The 18,860-nt window shown below is 60.9% G+C and carries 18 protein-coding genes; 13 read left to right on the plus strand and 5 right to left on the minus strand.

The genetic code is table 11. From position 1 onward, the window contains the following. Positions 1–249: 249 nt before the first annotated feature. The 8 genes from FS320_RS24075 to FS320_RS24110 all read left to right on the plus strand — a co-directional run bounded on the left by FS320_RS24075 (position 250) and on the right by FS320_RS24110 (position 8,569). On the plus strand, positions 250–1,845 hold the full coding sequence (locus FS320_RS24075; RefSeq protein WP_152714457.1) for an ABC transporter substrate-binding protein: 1,596 nt from the start codon (positions 250–252) through the stop codon (positions 1,843–1,845). Between the two features lie 104 nt (positions 1,846–1,949). Then, on the plus strand, positions 1,950–2,930 hold the full coding sequence (locus FS320_RS24080) for an ABC transporter permease (RefSeq protein WP_152714458.1): 981 nt from the start codon (positions 1,950–1,952) through the stop codon (positions 2,928–2,930). A 10-nt stretch (positions 2,931–2,940) separates the two neighbouring features. Then, a complete protein-coding gene (locus FS320_RS24085; protein WP_152714459.1) occupies positions 2,941–3,897 on the plus strand; it encodes an ABC transporter permease in 957 nt (318 codons plus the stop codon). Between the two features lie 14 nt (positions 3,898–3,911). Continuing rightward, entirely contained in the window at positions 3,912–4,904 is a 993-nt protein-coding gene (locus tag FS320_RS24090; RefSeq protein WP_152714460.1) for an ABC transporter ATP-binding protein, read from the plus strand. Next, positions 4,901–5,905 (plus strand): oligopeptide/dipeptide ABC transporter ATP-binding protein, encoded by a 1,005-nt coding sequence (locus FS320_RS24095; protein ID WP_162003201.1) that lies wholly within the window; start codon positions 4,901–4,903, stop codon positions 5,903–5,905. Before FS320_RS24090 ends, FS320_RS24095 begins: the two co-directional genes overlap by 4 nt. A gap of 79 nt (positions 5,906–5,984) precedes the next feature. Continuing rightward, a complete protein-coding gene (locus FS320_RS24100; protein ID WP_152714461.1) occupies positions 5,985–6,923 on the plus strand; it encodes a bifunctional helix-turn-helix transcriptional regulator/GNAT family N-acetyltransferase in 939 nt (312 codons plus the stop codon). Beyond that, positions 6,920–7,807, plus strand: coding sequence for a DMT family transporter (locus FS320_RS24105; protein ID WP_338105460.1), 888 nt, complete (start codon positions 6,920–6,922; stop codon positions 7,805–7,807). The genes FS320_RS24100 and FS320_RS24105 overlap by 4 nt, the downstream gene beginning before the upstream one ends. A gap of 327 nt (positions 7,808–8,134) precedes the next feature. Continuing rightward, positions 8,135–8,569: a hypothetical protein gene (locus FS320_RS24110; RefSeq protein ID WP_152714462.1), complete on the plus strand. Its 435-nt coding sequence runs from the start codon at positions 8,135–8,137 to the stop codon at positions 8,567–8,569. A gap of 124 nt (positions 8,570–8,693) precedes the next feature. Here FS320_RS24110 and FS320_RS24115 read toward each other — a convergent pair whose 3' ends face one another. Together FS320_RS24115 and FS320_RS24120 are read right to left on the minus strand one after the other, a co-directional pair. Then, positions 8,694–10,970 carry a CDC48 family AAA ATPase gene (locus FS320_RS24115; RefSeq protein WP_152714463.1) on the minus strand — a complete coding sequence of 759 codons (2,277 nt, stop codon included), beginning with the start codon at positions 10,968–10,970 and terminating at the stop codon, positions 8,694–8,696. A gap of 190 nt (positions 10,971–11,160) precedes the next feature. Continuing rightward, positions 11,161–11,688 carry a hypothetical protein gene (locus tag FS320_RS24120; protein ID WP_152714464.1) on the minus strand — a complete coding sequence of 176 codons (528 nt, stop codon included), beginning with the start codon at positions 11,686–11,688 and terminating at the stop codon, positions 11,161–11,163. Positions 11,689–11,849: 161 nt separating this feature from the next. Here FS320_RS24120 and FS320_RS24125 point away from each other — a divergent pair, with 161 nt between their 5' ends. Both FS320_RS24125 and FS320_RS24130 read left to right on the plus strand, forming a co-directional pair. Then, positions 11,850–12,560, plus strand: a complete 711-nt coding sequence (locus FS320_RS24125; RefSeq protein WP_162003202.1) for an extensin family protein — start codon at positions 11,850–11,852, stop codon at positions 12,558–12,560. 65 nt (positions 12,561–12,625) lie between these two features. Then, positions 12,626–13,612, plus strand: coding sequence for a L,D-transpeptidase family protein (locus FS320_RS24130; RefSeq protein ID WP_152714466.1), 987 nt, complete (start codon positions 12,626–12,628; stop codon positions 13,610–13,612). A gap of 21 nt (positions 13,613–13,633) precedes the next feature. On the opposite strand, the gene FS320_RS24135 is transcribed toward FS320_RS24130, so the two are convergent. Next, positions 13,634–13,909, minus strand: coding sequence for a hypothetical protein (locus FS320_RS24135; protein ID WP_152714467.1), 276 nt, complete (start codon positions 13,907–13,909; stop codon positions 13,634–13,636). Positions 13,910–14,129: 220 nt separating this feature from the next. Beyond that, positions 14,130–14,543, minus strand: a complete 414-nt coding sequence (locus tag FS320_RS24140) for a BA14K family protein (RefSeq protein WP_152714468.1) — start codon at positions 14,541–14,543, stop codon at positions 14,130–14,132. A 513-nt stretch (positions 14,544–15,056) separates the two neighbouring features. Between FS320_RS24140 and FS320_RS24145 the strand changes: the two genes are divergently transcribed. Genes FS320_RS24145 through FS320_RS24155 form a run of 3 tightly spaced genes read left to right on the plus strand, consistent with a single transcriptional unit; the run spans position 15,057 to position 18,533 of the window. Further along, on the plus strand, positions 15,057–15,362 hold the full coding sequence (locus tag FS320_RS24145) for a hypothetical protein (protein WP_152714469.1): 306 nt from the start codon (positions 15,057–15,059) through the stop codon (positions 15,360–15,362). Continuing rightward, complete coding sequence (locus FS320_RS24150) at positions 15,359–17,503, plus strand: sensor histidine kinase (protein ID WP_152714470.1); 2,145 nt, start codon at positions 15,359–15,361, stop codon at positions 17,501–17,503. Before FS320_RS24145 ends, FS320_RS24150 begins: the two co-directional genes overlap by 4 nt. A 13-nt stretch (positions 17,504–17,516) precedes the next feature. After that, positions 17,517–18,533 carry a response regulator gene (locus FS320_RS24155; RefSeq protein ID WP_152714471.1) on the plus strand — a complete coding sequence of 339 codons (1,017 nt, stop codon included), beginning with the start codon at positions 17,517–17,519 and terminating at the stop codon, positions 18,531–18,533. 65 nt (positions 18,534–18,598) lie between these two features. Here the strand turns inward: FS320_RS24155 and FS320_RS45260 are convergent, their stop codons facing one another. Beyond that, positions 18,599–18,748, minus strand: a complete 150-nt coding sequence (locus FS320_RS45260; protein ID WP_153885325.1) for a hypothetical protein — start codon at positions 18,746–18,748, stop codon at positions 18,599–18,601. Between the last annotated feature and the right edge of the window lie 112 nt (positions 18,749–18,860).

Below are 18,860 nucleotides of genomic sequence, written 5' to 3' on the forward strand. Positions count from 1 at the left end.
CTTCTTCCTGAAAATCAAGCACTTCAGACGCATCGCCACGCGCTACGAACAGACCCCACGGGCGTTTATGTCAATCCTTTGCCTCGTCAGCGCGTTCATCTGGACCAAATGAATGTCAACGCGCTCTAGACCGTCGGCCACTTTCCTGCCTAACTTCTTCCCTGGCGGAAGACACAATGGAGAAATCCGGTCTTGCGACAAGAAAACATCGCGCACAGACGCGGGACCTCCAGAGGAGAATGACACAATATGACGATCCGTTCCAAGCTTCTCGTCGCGACCGTTGCGACCCTCATGGCCGGCGTAGCCGTTCCGGCGATGGCCGTGACTCTGCGATATGCCAACCAAGGCGATCTGAAATCTCTCGATCCGTATACGGTGAATGAGACGACCACCAACGCCCATCTTGGCCATGTCTATGAGGGCCTGACGCGGCGCGGCAAGGATCTGGCTATCCAACCCAGCCTCGCGGAGCGTTGGGAAATCAGTGAGGATGGCCTGACTTGGCGTTTCTTCCTGCGCAAGAATGTCAAGTTCCACAACGGCAATCCTTTTACGGCCGATGACGTGATCTTCTCGGCGAACCGGGTGCGGGCGCAGGGCTCCAACTTCCAGACCCGCGTGCCAACAACCTCGGAATGGGTGAAGATCGACGATTACACTATCGACGTGAAGCTCAAGTCTCCCAACCCGATCCTGAACTCGCAGTGGGACACCTGGTACATCCTGGACAAAGAATGGGCCGAGGCGAACAATGCAGCGTCGCCTACACCGGCGGCCGCAACCACACCGAGCTATGCGTCGCTCAATGCCAATGGCACGGGCCCGTTCAAGATCGAAAGCCACCAGCCAGGCGTGAAGACCGTCTTCAAGACCAACAAGGAATGGTGGGACAAGGCCGAGCATAACCTCGACGAGATCGTCTTCACGCCGATCGGCTCCGACGCGACCCGCGTTGCGGCTCTGCTCTCCGGCGAAGTGGACGTGATCGAGCCGGTTCCGCTCCAGGACATCCAGCGGGTCAACAGCAGCGCCAATGCAAAGGTGCAGTCGGGTCCCGAGCTGCGCACGATCTTTCTCGGCATGGATCAGACTCGCGACGAGTTGCTGTTCTCGAATGTGAAGGGCAAGAACCCGTTCAAGGACAAGCGCGTCCGTGAGGCGTTCTTCAAGGCCATCGACATCGAGACCATCAAGTCGCGCGTCATGCGCGGCATGTCGGCTCCCTCCGCCCTCATGATCGCGCCGGAACTCTTCGTGCACGGAAAGGATTTCGTGCGTCCGAAATACGATCTCGAAGGCGCCAAGAAGCTGCTCGTGGATGCGGGCTACCCGAGTGGGTTCGAAGTCGGCATGGACTGCCCGAACGATCGCTACGTCAATGACGAGGCGATCTGCCAGGCTGTCGTCAGCATGCTGGCCCGCGCGGGCGTCAAGGTGAACCTGATGGCTCAGCCGAAGGCTCAGTACTTCGGCAAGGTGCTGAAATCGGGCAATTACAACACCTCCTTCTACCTGCTCGGATGGACACCGGGCACCTTCGACAGCCACAACGTACTGCACGATATCGAAGGCTGCCGCGACAACCCGCAATCGTCCCGTGGCGAGTCGAACCTCGGCAATTTCTGCAACAAGCAGCACGATGAGCTGACAGACAAGATCCTGGTCGAGAGCAACAAGGAGAAGCGCGACCAGATGATCAAGGAAGCCTTCCAGATCACCTTCGACGAATACGGCTACATTCCGCTGCACCAGCAGGCACTGGCCTGGGGTGTCTCCAACAAGGTGAAGCTCAGCCAGCGTGCCGACAACTCGGTGCTGCTGTACTGGGCCAAGAAAGAGTAGTCCGCGCCTGATCGCTTGTCCCGGGCAGCATGCTGCCCGGGACAAATCATTGAAAAGCCTCAGGTGATACTGTCGCCGGGGGCGATGCGATCAAGAGATTGTAAATGTTCGCTTTTATTGTCCGACGCGCCCTTCAGGCCATCGGTGTACTTTTAGCCGTCGGGATCATTTCATTCGCGATGTTCCGCTTTGCGGGCGATCCGGTGAACCAGATCGTATCGCTCGATACACCGGCCGCGGAGCGGGAGCAGGTTCGCCGTTCCCTTGGCCTCGACGATCCCGTGCCCTTGCAGTTCGTGCGCTATCTCGCCAAGGCTGCCCAGGGGGATTTCGGGGTTTCCTACCAGTTCCGGCAGCCTGTGGCGGATCTGCTGGCGGAGCGCATGCCGGCGACCCTCGAACTGGCTTTCTGCGCCACGCTCTTTGCCACCGGATTCGGTGTGCTGATGGGCGTCTATTCCGGATTGAAGCGGGACAGCTTCCTGGCGAAGGTGTTCCAGACGATCTCGCTGATCGGCATCTCGCTCCCGACCTTCCTGATCGGAATTCTTCTGATTTATCTTTTCTCCGTAACCCTCGGATGGCTGCCGTCCTTCGGGCGCGGCGACACCGTCCGTCTCGGCTGGTGGTCGACGGGGCTTCTGACGCTGTCGGGCCTGAAGGCGTTGATCATGCCCTCCATCACGCTGGGCCTGTTCCAGATGACGCTGATCATGCGCATTGTCCGCGCCGAGATGCTGGAAGTTCTGCGGACGGACTACATCAAGTTCGCGCGGGCGAGGGGGCTCACGACCCGCGCCATTCATTTCGGGCACGCGCTCAAGAACACTCTTGTGCCGGTCATCACCATTGTGGGCCTCCAATTCGGCTCCGTGATCGCGTTCGCGATCATCACGGAAACGGTCTTCCAATGGCCGGGCATGGGACTTCTGTTCGTCCAGGCCGTGCAGAATGTCGATATCCCGATCATGGCGGCCTACCTCATGCTTGTGGCGCTGATCTTCGTGGCGATCAACCTTGCTGTCGATATCCTCTACACCATCGTCGACCCTCGCCTGAGAACGACGATCCGGCAGCCGGCCTGAGGAGGCAATCATGGCGGAAGCAATGCAAGTGGCGCCCGCGCCTCACTCTCAACCGACGACCTGGGCCGGCCGCTTCTTCGATAGCGATGTCTGGGCGAGCTTCAAGCGTTCCAAGCTGACGATGGCGGCCGCCTTCCTGACATTCGTCTTCATGGCCGCTGCCGTTCTTGCGGGCGTCGTATCTTCGCAGGATCCTTTCGACCCCGCTCAGCTCGACCTGATGAACAGCCGGCTACCGCCGATATGGGATGCGGAAGGGCTGATGCCCTTTATTCTGGGAACGGACGAACAAGGCCGCGATATCTTTTCGGCCATCCTCTACGGACTGCGGATCTCGCTTGCGGTCGGCATTCTGGGTGTCGCATTCTCCGCGACGCTGGGGATCACCCTGGGCCTTGTTGCCGGTTACGTCGGTGGAACGGTGGATGCCATCATCATGCGTATCGCCGACGTGCAACTGACCTTCCCGGCAATCCTGATCGCCCTACTCGTGGACGGCGTGGTGAAATCCGTCCTCGGCGGTCAGCTTGATGAGATGACGACGCTGTCCGTGCTGGTCTTCTCCATCGGCCTGAGCTTCTGGGTGCAATATGCCCGGACGGTACGCGGCTCGGTGATGGTGGAGAAGAACAAGGACTACATCGCCGCCGCCCGGCTCATCGGCCTGCCGGCTCCGGTGATCATGTTCCGGCACGTCCTGCCCAATGTGCTGGGTCCGGTGCTGGTCATCGCCACCATCAATCTCGCGCTCGCGATCATCACGGAGGCGACCCTGTCCTTCCTCGGTACCGGCATGCCGGAAACCATGCCCTCGCTGGGCACCCTGATCCGCATCGGCAACAACTACCTGTTTTCCGGCGAGTGGTGGATCGTTGCTTTTCCCGGCATTGCGCTGGCGCTACTCGTCCTTGCCATCAATCTTTTAGGGGATTGGCTGCGCGATGCGCTCAATCCGAAGCTGCGATGAGAGAGGGAATATCCATGGCGCAACCCGTCCTCTCCGTCCGCGATCTGCGCGTCGAGTTCGTCACCCGGCGCGGCATTCTGAAAGCCATCGACGGGATTTCCTTCGACATCTGCAAGGGCGAGGTGCTCGGCGTCGTGGGCGAGTCCGGTGCCGGCAAGTCGGTGACGGGTTCTGCCGTCGTCGGCCTCATCGATCCGCCGGGGCGGATTGCGGGAGGCGAGATCCTGCTCTCGGGCATGCGTATCGACAACCTGCCGCCGGAGGAGATGCGCAGGGTGCGCGGCAAGCGCATCGGCATGATCTTCCAGGACCCGCTCACCAGCCTCAATCCGCTCTACCGGATCAGCGAGCAGCTGATCGAGACCATCCGCACCCACACGAATCTTTCCGCCTCGGCGGCGCGCAAGCGCGCCATCGATCTTCTGGCGGAGGTCGGCATTCCTGCACCGGACAGGCGGATCGACAGCTACCCGCACGAGTTCTCGGGCGGCATGCGTCAGCGCGTCGTGATTGCCCTGGCGCTGTGTGCCGAGCCTGAACTCATCATCGCCGACGAACCGACGACCGCTCTCGACGTCTCGGTTCAGGCGCAGATCATCGCGTTGCTGAAGCGGCTCGGGCGCGAGCACGGCACGGCCATCATGCTGGTCACGCACGATATGGGCGTGATCGCCGAAACCGCGGATCGGGTCGCCGTGATGTATGCCGGCCGCATCGCGGAGATCGGACCTGTGCGTGAGGTGGTGCAGAACCCGTTGCATCCCTATGCCAAGGGGCTGATGGGCGCGATCCCGTCCCTTGAGAGCGACTCGGAGCGCCTCGTGCAGATTCCCGGCTCCATGCCGCGCCTCTCGGCGATTCCGCCCGGATGTGCCTTCAATCCGCGCTGCCCCTATGTGTTCGACCGCTGCCGGGTCGAGCGGCCGGAACCCGTCCAGCACAGCGAACATCGCGTCGCCTGCCATCTCTACGATCAATCTTCCGTCCGGTCGGAGGCCGTCGCGTGACCGAAAACTCTTACGTCGAAGTCAAAGACCTGCGCCGCGTGTTCGACGTCTCCAAGCCCTGGCTCAACCGGGTTCTGGAGGGCGGCGAGAAGCAATACCTGAAGGCGGTCGACGGCATATCCTTCAGCATCGCCAAGGGCGAGACCTTCGCCCTCGTCGGCGAGTCTGGTTCCGGCAAGTCGACCGTGGCGCGAATGGTGGTGGGCTTATTGCCACCCACGAGCGGGGAGGTGGCGATCGACGGCGTCTCCATGTCGAGCAGGGCGGCTCTGGCGGAGCGCCAGCGCCTGCGGCGGCGCATCCAGATGATCTTTCAGGATCCCTATGCCAGCCTCAATCCCCGCTGGCAGGTCGACCGCATCGTGGCCGAGCCGATCAGGGCCTTCCGGCTGATCGAGAGCGAGAAGGACATCCGCGACCGGGTCGGCGAGCTTTTGTCTCTGGTTGGCCTTCACCCGGCGGATGGCCGGAAGTACCCGCATGAATTCTCCGGCGGCCAGCGTCAACGCATCGCCATTGCCCGCGCTCTTGCATCCAACGCGGAATTCATCGTCTGCGACGAGCCGACCTCCGCGCTGGACGTCTCCGTGCAGGCGCAGATCCTGAACCTCATGCGCGACCTGCAGGATCGGCTGGGACTGACCTACCTGTTCATCAGCCACAACCTCGCCGTGGTGCGCCACATGGCGAGCCGCATCGGCGTGATGTATCTCGGCCGCATCGTCGAGATCTCCAACGGCCGCGAACTCTTCGCGCATCCGAAGCATCCCTATACCCGCATGCTCCTCGATGCGGTGCCGGATGTGGGCATGACCGGGCGTCAGCGCATTCCGGTGCGTGGCGAGATCCCGAATCCGATCAACCCGCCGACCGGCTGCACCTTCAACCCACGCTGCCCCTTCGCCAACGATCGGTGCCGGACGGAGATTCCGCCGCTGCTGGGAGGCGTGGCCTGCCACGCGATCCATGAGGGGCGTCTTGCTGTCGATGCGGCGGCCTAAAAAATCAGGGTCATCCACCGGACGCGGATAGTTGACTCAGTCAACGATATGCTGGACCCTGCTCGGCAGGGAGGCGGCCATGTCTCACATGCCGAAGTTGCCGGCGGACGAGCAGATCGAGAAGGTCAGGAGCTTCAACCGCTTCTATACGCGCCATATCGGCCTTCTGAACGAAGGGCTGCTCGAAAGCGCATTTTCGCTCACCGAAGCCCGTGTGCTCTACGAAATGGCTCATCGCGGTCCCGTGACCGCAGCCGATCTGGGCCGTGAACTCGGTCTCGATGCGGGCTATCTCAGCCGTCTCGTGAAAAGGTTCGATGCCCAAGGTTTGATCCAACGCTCGCCGTCAAAGGGTGACAGGCGTCAGTTTCTCCTGTCCCTGACCGACAAAGGCCTTGCGGCCTTCGCACCGCTGAACCAAGCCTCTGCAATCCAGGTTGCAGCCATGCTGTCAGGCCTGTCTGTCAGTGAGCGGGAGCGGCTCGTTCAGGCCATGACTACAGTCGAGCGTCTGGTCGGCGGTGGCCTAGAGCCCAATCTTCCTTACATCCTGCGCTCTCACCAGTCCGGAGACATCGGCTGGATCGCTCATCGGCAGGGCCTGCTCTATGCCGAGGAATACGGCTGGGACCAGACCTTCGAAGCGCTTGTGGCGGAGATCGCTGCGGCGTTCGTCAGGAACTTCGATCCGCAATGGGAGCGATGCTGGATCGCGGAGCGGGCCGGGGAGGTGATCGGCAGCGTTTTCCTCGTGCGCCACTCGAATGAGGTCGCAAAACTCCGGCTGCTCTATGTGGAGCCTTCCGCCAGAGAGCTCGGACTCGGGCGTCGGCTTGTTGATGAGTGCATCGGTTTCGCCAGGGCGAAGGGCTACAAGACGCTGACCCTGTGGACCAACGACGTGCTCGTGGCGGCTCGCAACATCTATCAGGCGACCGGCTTCCGGCTTGTGAAGGAGGAGGCGCACCATTCCTTCGGAAAAGATCTCGTCGGGCAGACCTGGGATCTCGATCTGTGAAGCGTCAGGAGGCGCTTGCCCTCATGGCGGCTGCGGCAACGGGCGTCCAAGTCGGCGCCGCCATGGTGGCCACGCGCTTCGTGGTCCACGACATCGGTCCGGCGTCACTGGCTTTCCTGCGCTATGCCATCGCCGTTCTCTGTCTTGTTCCGCCTGTGCTGATGAGTGTGCGGGTGCGGTTTGCCATGCGTGACCTTCTGGTCGTCATGGCTCTCGGCATCGTGCAGTTCGGCGTTCTCATCGTGCTCCTGAACCTCGGCCTCCAATTCATCTCGTCCACCCGTGCGGCTCTCCTGTTCTCGACCTTCCCGCTGATGACCATGATCATCGCGGCACTTCTCGGACGTAAGCGCCTGAGCCCGACGAAAGTTGCCGGGGTCATGCTGACCATCATCGGTGTCGGAGTGGCTCTGGACGAGCGGCTGATCACGGAGAGGGCAGCCGGCGAATGGATAGGAGCCCTTCTGGTGCTCGCCGCTGCATTGTGCGGCGCCGTATGCTCGGTGCTGTACCGGCCGTATCTGGCCCGCTATCCGACACTCCCCGTCGGCGCTTGGGCCATGCTGGCATCGGTCATATTCCTTGCCGCACCAGCAGGCGTGGAGGGGCTTTTCACGGAGGTGCCGCAGCTTGATCCAGGGGGCTGGATGGTCGTTCTGTTCATCGGCCTGTCGAGCGGGATTGGTTATGTTCTCTGGCTCTGGGCGCTCAAGCACGCGACGCCGACGCGGGTGACGGTATTTCTCTCGCTCAGCCCGATCACGGCGGCTCTGCTTGGGGTCGCGCTTCTTGGCGAACCGTTCACAGTCGGGGTGCTGCTCGGTCTCGCCGGTGTCGTTGCCAGGCTATGGCTTGCCACCAGAACGGTGCCGGCTCACAAATGATCGGGCCTTCGATACCGGGCTCGCAAACCGCCCTCACGATTGCATTCAAACGTACTCGCGGCGCTAAGTACTGATGAAAATTTAGTCAAAATTAGGATAGTTACATTCTGTCCAACTGCAGGTTCAAACACGACGGAGTAGATCGCCCGGAATGCTTTCTAATTTACGGGTTTTTACCTGAGCAGTTGACAAGCTTTGCTTTTAAAGGCACGGGCAATCACAACTCTGTGTGGCGAAATTACGCTTGGAAACCATCCCTATCGATTGCGTTTAGCCTCTGTCCTACATGGCGAGCGGCCATGTTCAAATAAAGCACAGGAGGTATCTATGAAGAAGCTCGCGATCTTCGCCGGCGCTGGTTTTATGGTTCTTGGAGGCATGGGTGCCGCTCTGGCGCAGCCATCCTCCATTTCCGGCACCCCCGGCTCTCTCTTCCCGGAGGCGGCTCCGCATGAGATTCGCATCATCAACGGTGTGCCTTGCCGTACGATCCTGGACCCGAATACCCGCGACACACGCATTCCGGTCGCCTGTGCCGGTCAGGTCAGCGGCGTTGTGGCGCCCATGGCTGGTGACGTCGTGACGACCGGCAGCATCGCTCCCACTCCGGTTGGCCCCATGATGGGCGCTCCGGTGCCGATGGGATCGCCTGATCCCTATGCAGCTCCGCATGAGATTCGCATCATCAATGGCGTGCCTTGCCGTACGATCCTGGACCCGAATAACCGGGACACACGCATTCCGATCGCCTGCGCTCAGTAAGCACTCCTTCTTCGACAACAAGGCGCGGGCCTGACGACCCGCGCTTTTTTACAAGCCGCATCCAAGAAGAGGCCCCATGGCATATCGGCATGTCATGGGGCGATCACTGTCGTGATCACGAGCCTTATTCGGCTGCCTGTCTCAAAGGCAGGAAGCCGATGGACTGGCGCTGCGGTCCTTCCTGCTTCAGAGTGCGGACCATATCCTCGTATTCCCGCTCCATCTCCGGCGTGACGGAGGGACGGGTTTCACGCAGGGCCTGTTCGAAGTGAGCCATGGTCACGTGCTCCGCCTGCAGCGACTCCCTCAGGGCGAGTAGACCAGCGCGGCGGGTGAGGTCTTCCAGATCCGCCCCGGTGAAGCGGCTCGTCCTTTCGGCGATGATGTCCAGATCCACATCGGGGCCGAGCGGCATGTCCTTCGCGTGGATGCCGAGAATGTGGCGGCGTCCGTGGGCGTCGGGAACCGACACGTAGATCAGTTCGTCGAAGCGACCGGGCCGGAGCAGGGCAGGGTCGATGAGGTTCGGCCTGTTCGTGGCCGCCATGACAACGACGCCTTGCAGTTCCTCGAGCCCGTCCATTTCCGCCAGGATCGTGTTGACGACGCGCTCCGTCACCGCAGGTTCACCAAGACCGCCACCGCGAATGGGTGCGAGGGAGTCGATCTCGTCGATGAAGATCACCGTCGGAGCGACCTGGCGGGCGCGAGCGAAGAGGCGGGACACCTGCTGCTCGGATTCCCCGTACCATTTCGAGAGGAGATCGGAGGATTTCGTCGCCACGAAGTTGGCCTGGGCTTCGCGAGCGACGGCTTTCGCCAGGAGCGTCTTTCCGGTGCCGGGAGGACCGAACAGAAGGAAGCCCTTGGCCGGGCGGATGCCGAGGCGGCGGAAGGATTCCGGGCTCCTGAGGGGCAATTCCACGCCCTCGCGCAACCGGGTGCGTGCCTCTTCGACGCCGCCGATATCGTCCCAGGTCACGTTGGGCACCTGGATCATGATCTCGCGCAGGGCCGAGGGCTGAACGCGCTTCATGGCATTGGTGAAATCCTGCCGCGTGACCTGCAGGCTCTCGAGCACATCGGAGGGAATGCCGTCCCGGAGATTGATGCCCGGCAGAATGCGCCGCAGGGAGTCCATGGCCGCCTCGCGGGAGAGGGCTGCGAGATCGGCGCCGACAAAGCCGTAGGTGGTGCGGGCGACCTCGTCGAGATTCACATCCTCGGCCAAGGGCATGCCGCGCGTATGGATGCCGAGGATCTCCCGGCGGCCGGGCTCGTCGGGAACGCCGATGACGATCTCTCGGTCGAAGCGGCCCGGACGGCGAAGAGCCTCGTCGATGGCCTCACGCCGGTTCGTCGCGCCGATCACCACGATGTTCTGGCGCGGCTCCAGGCCGTCCATGAGAGTGAGCAATTGGGCGACGATGCGCCGCTCGACCTCACCCGTGACCTCCTCGCGCTTCGGCGCGATGCTGTCGATCTCGTCGATGAAGATGATGGCGGGCGCGTTCTGCTGTGCTTCCTGGAAAACCTGTCGCAGCCGCTGCTCGGACTCGCCGTAGTGGCGGCCCATGATCTCGGGCCCGGCGATATGGAAGAACTGCGCCTCCGTCTCGTTGGCGACGGCCCGCGCCAGCCGGGTCTTGCCTGTGCCGGGAGGGCCATAGAGCAGCACCCCCTTCGGCGGATCGATGCCGAGGCGCTGGAACAGTTCCGGATGGCGCAGGGGCAGTTCCACCATTTCGCGGACCTGGTCGACCGTGCTGCCGAGGCCGCCGATGTCGTCGTAGGTCACGTCGGCACGGCGGGCCTCGCGCGGCTCCTCGAACTGCGGGCGCAGTTCGATCTCGGTCTCTGCCGTCACATGCACGATGCCGCGCGGCTGGGTCGAAACCACGACGAGACGGATTTCCTGCAGGCCGTAGGCCGGAATGTTGAGAAGGCCGCGCATCTCTTCCGGCAGCCGTGGATCTGCCGAGCGTTGCGAATAGACCGAGGTCGAAATCACGTCGCCAGCCGTGAGCGGGCGATGATAGAAGGTGCGTTTCAGGGCGTCTCCCGAGCCCTGCAGGCGCAAGCCCTTCTGCGCCGGGGCCAGCACGACCCGGGTCGCGGGGCGGACCTCGGCCCGCTTCACCTCCACGTGATCGCCGCTGCCAACGCCCGCATTGACGCGTTGCAGACCGTCGAGGCGAACGATATTCAGGCCTTCATCCTCAGGATAGGGCGTGACGGCGATGGCCGTGGTGTGGCGCTTGCCGATGATCTCAATGGCCTGGCCTTCCTGAACGCCAATTTCGGCAAGAGCCTGCCGGCTCATGCGCGCAATGCCACGGCCCGAATCGTCCGGCCGGGCGTTCGCGACCTGAAGGCGTACACTCTGCCCATCCTCTGCCATTGCTGTGTTCCCATCGTTCGAGCGTTTTGATGCGATGGCAGATAAGGGGAAGGAGCTTTAGGGGGCAGGGCTTCCCGAGTGCCACGCGTTCGGGGTTTCGCAGGCTGCTGCGAGCCAGGAAACCGCAGGGCCAACGCCACATGCCTGGAATTGTTGCAGGTACGATTCCAAGGAGCTGCTGGGAGGAACGCTATGACGAGACCCGGTTGGACGGCGCCCAGAGCTGTCTGAGCGATGCTTCGATCTCAACCTGGTAATCGTCGGAATGCGATCCGAGCAGGGCGCCGGTTGCGGGCATGAAGGGTGCGATGGTGGGCATCTTGGCGGATCCATCTGAGCCCGTTTCGGGGACGTTCGAGGGCGGATCGATCAGTTCCCAACTGTCGAACAGATCCATGGACGAGTGGCCGGGAAGATTGGGGCCCAGATAGGGCACGATCTCGATCCAGGGCCTGCCATTGGGACGCGACGTGACCTTGGTGACCCGTCCGAAGAAGCGCGTCAGAGGACAGCGGACGAAGTCGCCGGGGATGGGCATGCGTGCCCTTTCGAACTCCAATGCCGCTTCGGCTTCCTGAAGCTCGGACCGAAGCCTGGCAACACGCGCTTCGAGTTCCACGACGCGCTTCGTGCAGGGGCTCTCATGCTCCCGGTTCAGCGACGAGACCAACGACAGGCTCGTGTCGGAACCGATATCCGTCACCGGAAACACCCTCATGACGGTCCTCCTCTGATCTTTCGATTTTGGAGCGTCCGGCTACGAGTGCAAGACACCCAGAAGATTGAGGTGGAACTCAACCTTGGCGCATGAGGGTTATAGACAGGACAAGCTTGAGAATAGGAGCTGACATGGGTCTTCGACGCCACATTGGAGGACATGTGAGCAGCCTCATCGGCGTGATGCTGATGCTTGCTTCTGCCGCGCTGGCTCAGGATTCGGCACCGCCGCTGCCTCCGCCGAGGCCAGATCGTCCCGCTGAGCCACAGCCGGAGTGGCGGGCGGAAAAGGTGCCGCGGAACGAGACCCCTCTCGAGAAGGCGGATCTCGGCGGCGATGCCAAGGATGCCTGTCTCCAGCGCCTCGCGCAGCTCGGGCTGCGCTTCGAGAGCCGCCCGCCGGTCAAGGAGAACAGTTGCGGGATTGAAGATCCGGTTCTCGTCTCCGCCCTTCCTGACGGCGTCGCGGTCATCCCGGTGTCGTTGATGGCCTGTCCCGTGGCCGAGAGCATTACGCGCTGGATGAGCGAAGCGGTCGCTCCCGAAGCCCAGCGCCAGTTCCAGAGCACCCCGACGAAAATCCTCATTGGGACCTCCTACCAGTGCCGCGATCAGCGCAATGGGCAAAAGCCGAGCGAGCATGCCTTCGGCAACGGCCTCGACGTGATGGGATTTGAATTCGCCAAACGGTCGCCGCTGGCGATTGGCAGCCATACGGAAGGTTCTTCCGAAGCGACCTTTCAAGAGGCGATCCGGAAGGCCGCGTGTCCGGTCTTCAACACGGTGCTCGGTCCGGGCTCGGATGCCGACCACGGCGACCACCTCCATCTCGACCTGCGTCAGCGCAAGGGCGACTACCGGATTTGCCAATAGATCCAGGGGAACAGGGACGCAGCCAGAGCTTTGTTTGTCCATGTTAGTACCGTTGGAGCCGCCTCATGAAAATCGTTGCGTCTGTTGCCCTTGTGATCGTTGGATTTCTCAATCCGGCTCTGGCTGCACCCCGGAAAATGGACCTGGAAACGGTGAACAAGGCCGAGTGGTCGGCCAAGGGCGATAAGGGGAAGGAGATCGATCCGGCTCTTGTCAAGACACAGGTCCTGCTCGACTGGGCTCATTTCTCACCTGGTGTCATCGACGGACACAACGGCGAGAACCTGCGGAACGCCATCAAGGCTTTTAGGAAAGAGCGCGGCCTGAATCCGGACGGGGCCCTCGATGGGGAAGTTTGGGCAAAGCTCAATGAGGCGTCGTCGGACCCGGTTCTGGTTGAATACACAATCCGGGATGAGGACGTGAAAGGCCCCTTCGTCACGATCCCGGACAAGTTGGAGGAGAAGGCCGACCTCGATCGGCTCGGCTACTCGAGCCCGGAGGAGCTTCTGGCCGAAAAGTTTCATATGGACGTGGATCTTCTCAAGGCCCTGAATCCCGACAAGGCCTTCGACAGGTCCGGCACCTCCATCGTGGTCGCCAATGTCGAGGCAAAGCCGGCTTCCGAGAAACCGGACAAAGCCGCGAAGATCGAGGTCGTGAAGAGCGAGCACATCCTACGGGTGCTCGGAAAGGACGGAACCGTGATCGCGGTCTATCCGGCCTCCATCGGCAGCGAGGAAAAACCGGCACCCAGCGGGTCGCACAAGGTGCGCGCCGTGGCGCCGAACCCAAACTATACCTACAACCCGGATTATGCCTTCAAGGGCGTGAAGGCCAAGGAGAAGTTCGAGATCAAGCCAGGCCCGAACAACCCCGTCGGGAGTACCTGGATTGACCTCTCCGTCGAGTCTTTTGGCATCCATGGAACGCCCGAGCCCGAGAAAGTCGGCAAGGCCTATTCCCAGGGCTGCGTGAGGCTGACGAACTGGGATGTCGAGGAATTGTCGAAAATGGTCGAGAATGGGACGCCGGTCGAGTTCATCGATTAGACCATTCGCCCCGATCTTGGCTCAGTCGTCGTTGGCGGAGTTCAGCTGATCGGGCCTCAGGCCCTCGTCAGTCTCGGCATCGTGTGCCCTGACAAGCCATTCCAGCTGCTCCTGGACGAAATCGGGATCGCTATGGAAGCGCATGGCGCAGGCCACGAGAAAGACCGCGATCTCAGGCAGGTCCTCGTCACCCAGATCCGGAAGAACCAGCTCGAGTTCCGTCATGTTGCCGGAAGTCAGGATGGCGGCCTCGTTGGGAGGAAGGACGGTACCGGTGCTGTCAGAGTCTTGAGCCATTGAGCTGATCCTAAGCCTTTCATGTGGGAGGAATGCGGCGTTGCGGGAGGAGGTTGCCATCGCAGCCATGTCTCGCTGCCATGCGAGCGATCTCTCTCGTTTTGTTCTAAGGCGTGGGCCAACAAGGTAAAGGTTCGACCGCCGCGTGGGAGTGGGGTGCTCAAGCAAAAGCCCTGCCGCATGTCTGCGACAGGGCCGGGACGCTGTGAAACCGCAGAGGTTACGGATATGTGCAGACGTAGCGCATTCCGTTCGTCGCCAGGAAAGTTCCCGTGCCCGGATCGTAGGAGCGGTATTTGCGTGCACAATAGGCTGCGACCTGCGGATCGACCGTGCCCGGAGGGGCCGGGACGGCAGGCTGCGCCTGCGCCTGGTTGGCAATTGCGCCGGCGATCAGCGCGCCCGCCGCAATTCCTGCAACGCCGGCGGCAACGGCCGCGCCATTGTCGCGACGATAGTAATACCGGTCACGGTAATAGGGGCGGTAACCGCGGCGATAATACTGAGCGTAGCTCTCGTTCGGGTACGCCTTGTCGATCTGGGGCAGGGGGCGAGTCTGGAGTGGGGTGGCGCTGGCGGGCAATGCCGACACGAGCACTGCTGCACCGACCAAGGCCGTTACGAATTTGCGCATATCAAATTCCTCGGTTGCGAAAACTCCGGCAGAGGGTCTGCTGAAAGTCGGGCGAAATATAGCGCTACCGGCCAAGCTCGCACAATCCCGATCTTGCCCGAGTTATGAAGCTGATCATTTCGCTGGTATCCGTAGTTTCGTCGCAGATGTGAGACAAAACAAGCCGCTCGTGTGCTGTAAGTCATCCGCTGTTCAAGGTTCTTGGCTGTTATTGCTCAAAGTTTAGGGCCGATATTGTGTAGAAATGTACTGCCACTGGAACGTAGATAGGTCATCATGCCAGTATTCTTATTATTCCGAGGAAACGCTCCAAGGGGAGAAGGCTGTTCTTTCCCAAGCGTGGCACTGGATTTTTTGCAATAAGTCGCCAATGATGTAAGCGTTCTATTATAATCTCTCGCGGGTTGGGACCTCATGCTCCGCCTCACGTTCCTCGTGTCTGTGATTGCCTCTCTCGAAGGCGGGGCGCCTTCCGATGCGGCGGAGCCATTGCCTCCTGCAAAAGGAGCTGTCTTGCTGACGGCTTCGGGAAAAATCGAGCAGACGAACGGTCCGGGGCGGGAAGTGCTCGATGGCGCCTTGTCGAACGGGCTGGCACGAGGGTCTTCCAGGGCAGCTTTTGCCATGATTGGAGACAGGGATCCGTCTGTGGGTGTTCCTCTGAGGGCCGTCAAGGGGGACGGGGAGCTGTTCAAGGGGCGGGAGAGGGGGCCTCTCTCGATCTCCTATTCACGGGACGATCACGGCGCTTTGCGCTATGACTTTCACGACCCCCGCTCGGTTGGGCCGTTCAACCGGCTGCAGATCGTACCGCCATGAAGCTCAAGCTGAGAAATTACAAGGCTTCTTTGATCACCCTTGCGGCCATTGGGGTGCTGGCAATTTCGCTCACGTTTACGGTGTGGCGATTGCTTGCCGTCGGGGAGGATTCTCGAGCCGGCGATAGCTACAGCAATCTATGGGAAATTTCCCAAACGCAGTTTGAAGCATCGGTCGTGGCCGAGGCTTTGGCTCGAACCGCCACGGGAGAAAGCTTTGCCAGTCCCGAAGAGACCCCTGGCTTTCGACTGGCCATCTTGATCAGACGGCTGTCGGTTCTCCTGGAGGGCGAGCAGAAAAATCTGATCGGCAGGGTTGGGGCTTTCGAAAGCCTACAAGAAACCTATCGGCGCCTGACCGATGCGGAGCCCCTTCTGGAGAAGGCGATCGATGCACAGACGGCCACGAGGCTGAGGATACAGGTTCACGATCTTGCCAACCAGCTGAGAGGCATTGCCAATCAGGCCATGCTGCTGAGCCATGAGGAAAAGGCGGAAAAGCGCTCACTGTACCTGCGCTACGTTTTCGAGAGCTTCGCATTCATTATCGGCATAGCGATCAGCGCGGCGTTCCTTGTGATCCGCCTACTCAAGGGAATGCAGGAGACGACCCAGGCCAGGCAGCTACTCAAGCAGGAGCAGGAGCTCTCCGACCTGGTCATCAACAATATCAGCGATCAGGGCATCGTCATGTTCGACGCCGAGCTTCGTTGCTTGCTCTGGAACCCGGGTATGGAGGACCTGCTGAACATAAAGCCTGACCAGGCAGTCGGACAGCATATGCAGGATCTCGATCCGATCTTTGCTCAGGCGGATGCAATCGGCTCGCTCATGCGGGCAACCGAAGGAATGAGCTCGATCTTCGAGAACGAGACATCCTCTCCCGATGGGCAGGAACGATGCCTGGAGATCAACTGCTTTCCCGTCTATATGGCTGAGCGCAGGCTCGGCATCGCTTTCATGCGCGATGTGACCGAGCAGTGGCTGGCTCGCAAGCAGGCGGAGCGCCAGAACTTCGATCTCGAAATCAAGGTGCTCCAGCGGACGGCAGCTCTGCGCCAAGCCGAACGACGCCTGATTGCGGCGATCAATTCCGCATCGGAAGGATTCGCGGCTTTCGATTGGACGGGAAAGCTTCTCTTCGCCAATGAACAGATCTGGGCTGCCGCTCCCGTGTCACTATGGTGCCAGGAGGAGATGGGCCTCTCCAACTTCTTACAGTGCTTCGCCATGTGCGAAGGCGCCGACATGCGGCTCGTAAACGCGAAGTCTCCGTTCGAGGAAATCGAGTTGGATCTCCTGGTGAAGAAGGATACTTGGGCCCGTCTTTCCCTAACGAAAGCCGATGGGGCCACGATCTTCGTGCGTCTGACGGATATCTCGGGCTACAAGCAGGTTGCGAAGGTCCTTGAATCGGCCCTCGAACGCGAACGCGAGACCACGAACGCCTACCGGAACTTCGTGTCCATGGTGTCCCACCAGTTCCGGACGCCGCTCGCCATCCTGGACTCCAGCGCCCAGCGCATTCTGCGTCGCGGGGCAGAGCTGACGCAGGACGAGCTTGTCACGCGCATCCAGAAGATCCGAAACGCCGGCACTCGATTGACGCGTCTCGTGGAAAGCGTTCTGAACGCGGCCAAACTCGATGCCGGAACGATCGAGGTCAATCCGGCCTCCTCCAATCTGGTCGATCTCGTCATGGATATTTGCGAACGACAGCGCGAGGTCAGCTCGCAGGCCGATATCCGCTTCGATGTCCCTGATGTCCCTGTCAGGGTCTATTGCGACGGCATGCTCATCGAGCAGGTGGTCGTCAATCTCCTTTCAAATGCCATCAAGTATTCAGGCGATACCCCGATCGTCGAGATCAAGATCTGGATGGACGGATCCCGCGCCTTCTGCTCCGTCCGTGACTGGGGCATCGGAATTCCTGCGGATGAGATATCGAAGATCTTCGATCGCTTCTACCGGGCTCGCACGGCAACAGGTATTGCCGGCACGGGTATTGGATTGAATTTTGCCCAAAGAATCATGCATCTGCATGGGGGTGACATTCAGGTTGAGAGCTATGAGGCGGCTGGATCCTTGTTCACCTTCGATCTGCCCATAGCCAATGCCGATCAAGCGCAACAGGCTGCATGAGTGACCGACCCCAATGAATGATCAAACAACAATTCTTTGCGTTGAAGACGAAGACGATCTGAGAGGCGATATCGCCGAAGAGCTGGAGGCGGCCAATTACCGGGTGCTCCAGGCTGCCGACGGCGACGAGGCGCTCAGTCTCCTGGAAGTGCATCGTCCCGATCTCGTCCTCTGCGACATCACCATGCCGGGCCTTGGGGGCTACGATGTGCTCAAGGCATTGCGCGAGCAGGGCACCATGGCCGATGTCCCCTTCATCTTCCTGACGGCCCTGGCCGAGAGAAATGACGTTCTCAGCGGCAAGCAGGCGGGAGCGGACGATTACCTCGTCAAGCCGATCGACTACGAGATTCTGCTGGCCACCATCGCAGCCCGTCTCGATCAGGTCACTCGCGTTCAGACGAGCGCCGTCAACAGGGCCGAGGAATCCTGGCAGGAAATCCTGAAATCCTCCAAGGGGCGTACGGTCGATGCTCTCTACAAGGCGACCTTCGCCTTCGACCGTTTTCTCGTCGGTGTCGTAATCGTCGACGAGACCGGCGCCATCCGCGTGATGAACAAGGAGGCGCAGCGCATTCTGGCCGAGGACGACGGCCTGGTTGCCTCGCAGGGCATCTTGAAGGGGTCGGTGGCCAAGCAGAACGGCAAGCTCTATTCGGCTATCGAGAAGGCCTTCGAGGAGGAGTCCCTCGACGAGATCGTGTCGTTCCCGCGAAACTCGGGCGGCCGGCCGTATCTCGTTCTGATCCCCGGACAGCGTTTCTCCGTCGAGGATAGGCCGGAGGCCGTCGTTGTGCTCGTCATCGACACGGAGCAGCGGGCCAAAGTCTCCGGCGATACGCTCGTCCGGCTCTATAACCTGACGCCCTCCGAAACGCGGGTGGCCCTCATGCTAATCGACGGCAAGCGCCTCGATCAGATTGCCGAAGAGCTCGAAGTCGCCCAGACCATGGTTGTCTTCCACCTGAAGAAACTCTATTGGGTTAAAAGCGCAAAGAACCGGATTTTGCTGAGGAAGTTAAAAATCTAGCTGCTTGAATAATTTAGCAAGTTCATAGGCGCTGTGATCGAGAGAATGTGGTGCGGTCAAGCTCGTTACCATTCGGGTCGCGGGACGAAGGTCGCGCCAAGGAAGCTGCCCCAACCGTTCAGGACACGATCCATGATGGCCGGTGCCTGCATGGCATCGAACCGAATGATCTCACCAGCTTGGTCGTAGATCATGGGTCTAGAGCGCGTTGACATTCATTTGGTCCAGATGAACGCGCTGACGAGGCAAAGGATTGACATAAACGCCCGTGGGGTCTGTTCGTAGCGCGTGGCGATGCGTCTGAAGTGCTTGATTTTCAGGAAGAAG

The sequence above is a fragment of the Microvirga tunisiensis genome, assembly GCF_009296175.1.
Classification (GTDB): domain Bacteria; phylum Pseudomonadota; class Alphaproteobacteria; order Rhizobiales; family Beijerinckiaceae; genus Microvirga; species Microvirga tunisiensis.

Excerpts from the sequence above, each read along its gene's own strand:
- FS320_RS24075 (WP_152714457.1), top strand. The coding sequence starts at position 250 with ATGACGATCCGTTCCAAGCTTCTCGTCGCGACCGTTGCGACCCTCATG.
- FS320_RS24080 (WP_152714458.1), top strand. The coding sequence starts at position 1,950 with ATGTTCGCTTTTATTGTCCGACGCGCCCTTCAGGCCATCGGTGTACTT.
- FS320_RS24085 (WP_152714459.1), top strand. The coding sequence starts at position 2,941 with ATGGCGGAAGCAATGCAAGTGGCGCCCGCGCCTCACTCTCAACCGACG.
- FS320_RS24090 (WP_152714460.1), top strand. The coding sequence starts at position 3,912 with ATGGCGCAACCCGTCCTCTCCGTCCGCGATCTGCGCGTCGAGTTCGTC.
- FS320_RS24100 (WP_152714461.1), top strand. The coding sequence starts at position 5,985 with ATGTCTCACATGCCGAAGTTGCCGGCGGACGAGCAGATCGAGAAGGTC.
- FS320_RS24110 (WP_152714462.1), top strand. The coding sequence starts at position 8,135 with ATGAAGAAGCTCGCGATCTTCGCCGGCGCTGGTTTTATGGTTCTTGGA.
- FS320_RS24115 (WP_152714463.1), bottom strand. The coding sequence starts at position 10,970 with ATGGCAGAGGATGGGCAGAGTGTACGCCTTCAGGTCGCGAACGCCCGG.
- FS320_RS24120 (WP_152714464.1), bottom strand. The coding sequence starts at position 11,688 with ATGAGGGTGTTTCCGGTGACGGATATCGGTTCCGACACGAGCCTGTCG.
- FS320_RS24130 (WP_152714466.1), top strand. The coding sequence starts at position 12,626 with ATGAAAATCGTTGCGTCTGTTGCCCTTGTGATCGTTGGATTTCTCAAT.
- FS320_RS24135 (WP_152714467.1), bottom strand. The coding sequence starts at position 13,909 with ATGGCTCAAGACTCTGACAGCACCGGTACCGTCCTTCCTCCCAACGAG.
- FS320_RS24140 (WP_152714468.1), bottom strand. The coding sequence starts at position 14,543 with ATGCGCAAATTCGTAACGGCCTTGGTCGGTGCAGCAGTGCTCGTGTCG.
- FS320_RS24150 (WP_152714470.1), top strand. The coding sequence starts at position 15,359 with ATGAAGCTCAAGCTGAGAAATTACAAGGCTTCTTTGATCACCCTTGCG.
- FS320_RS24155 (WP_152714471.1), top strand. The coding sequence starts at position 17,517 with ATGAATGATCAAACAACAATTCTTTGCGTTGAAGACGAAGACGATCTG.
- FS320_RS45260 (WP_153885325.1), bottom strand. The coding sequence starts at position 18,748 with ATGTCAACGCGCTCTAGACCCATGATCTACGACCAAGCTGGTGAGATC.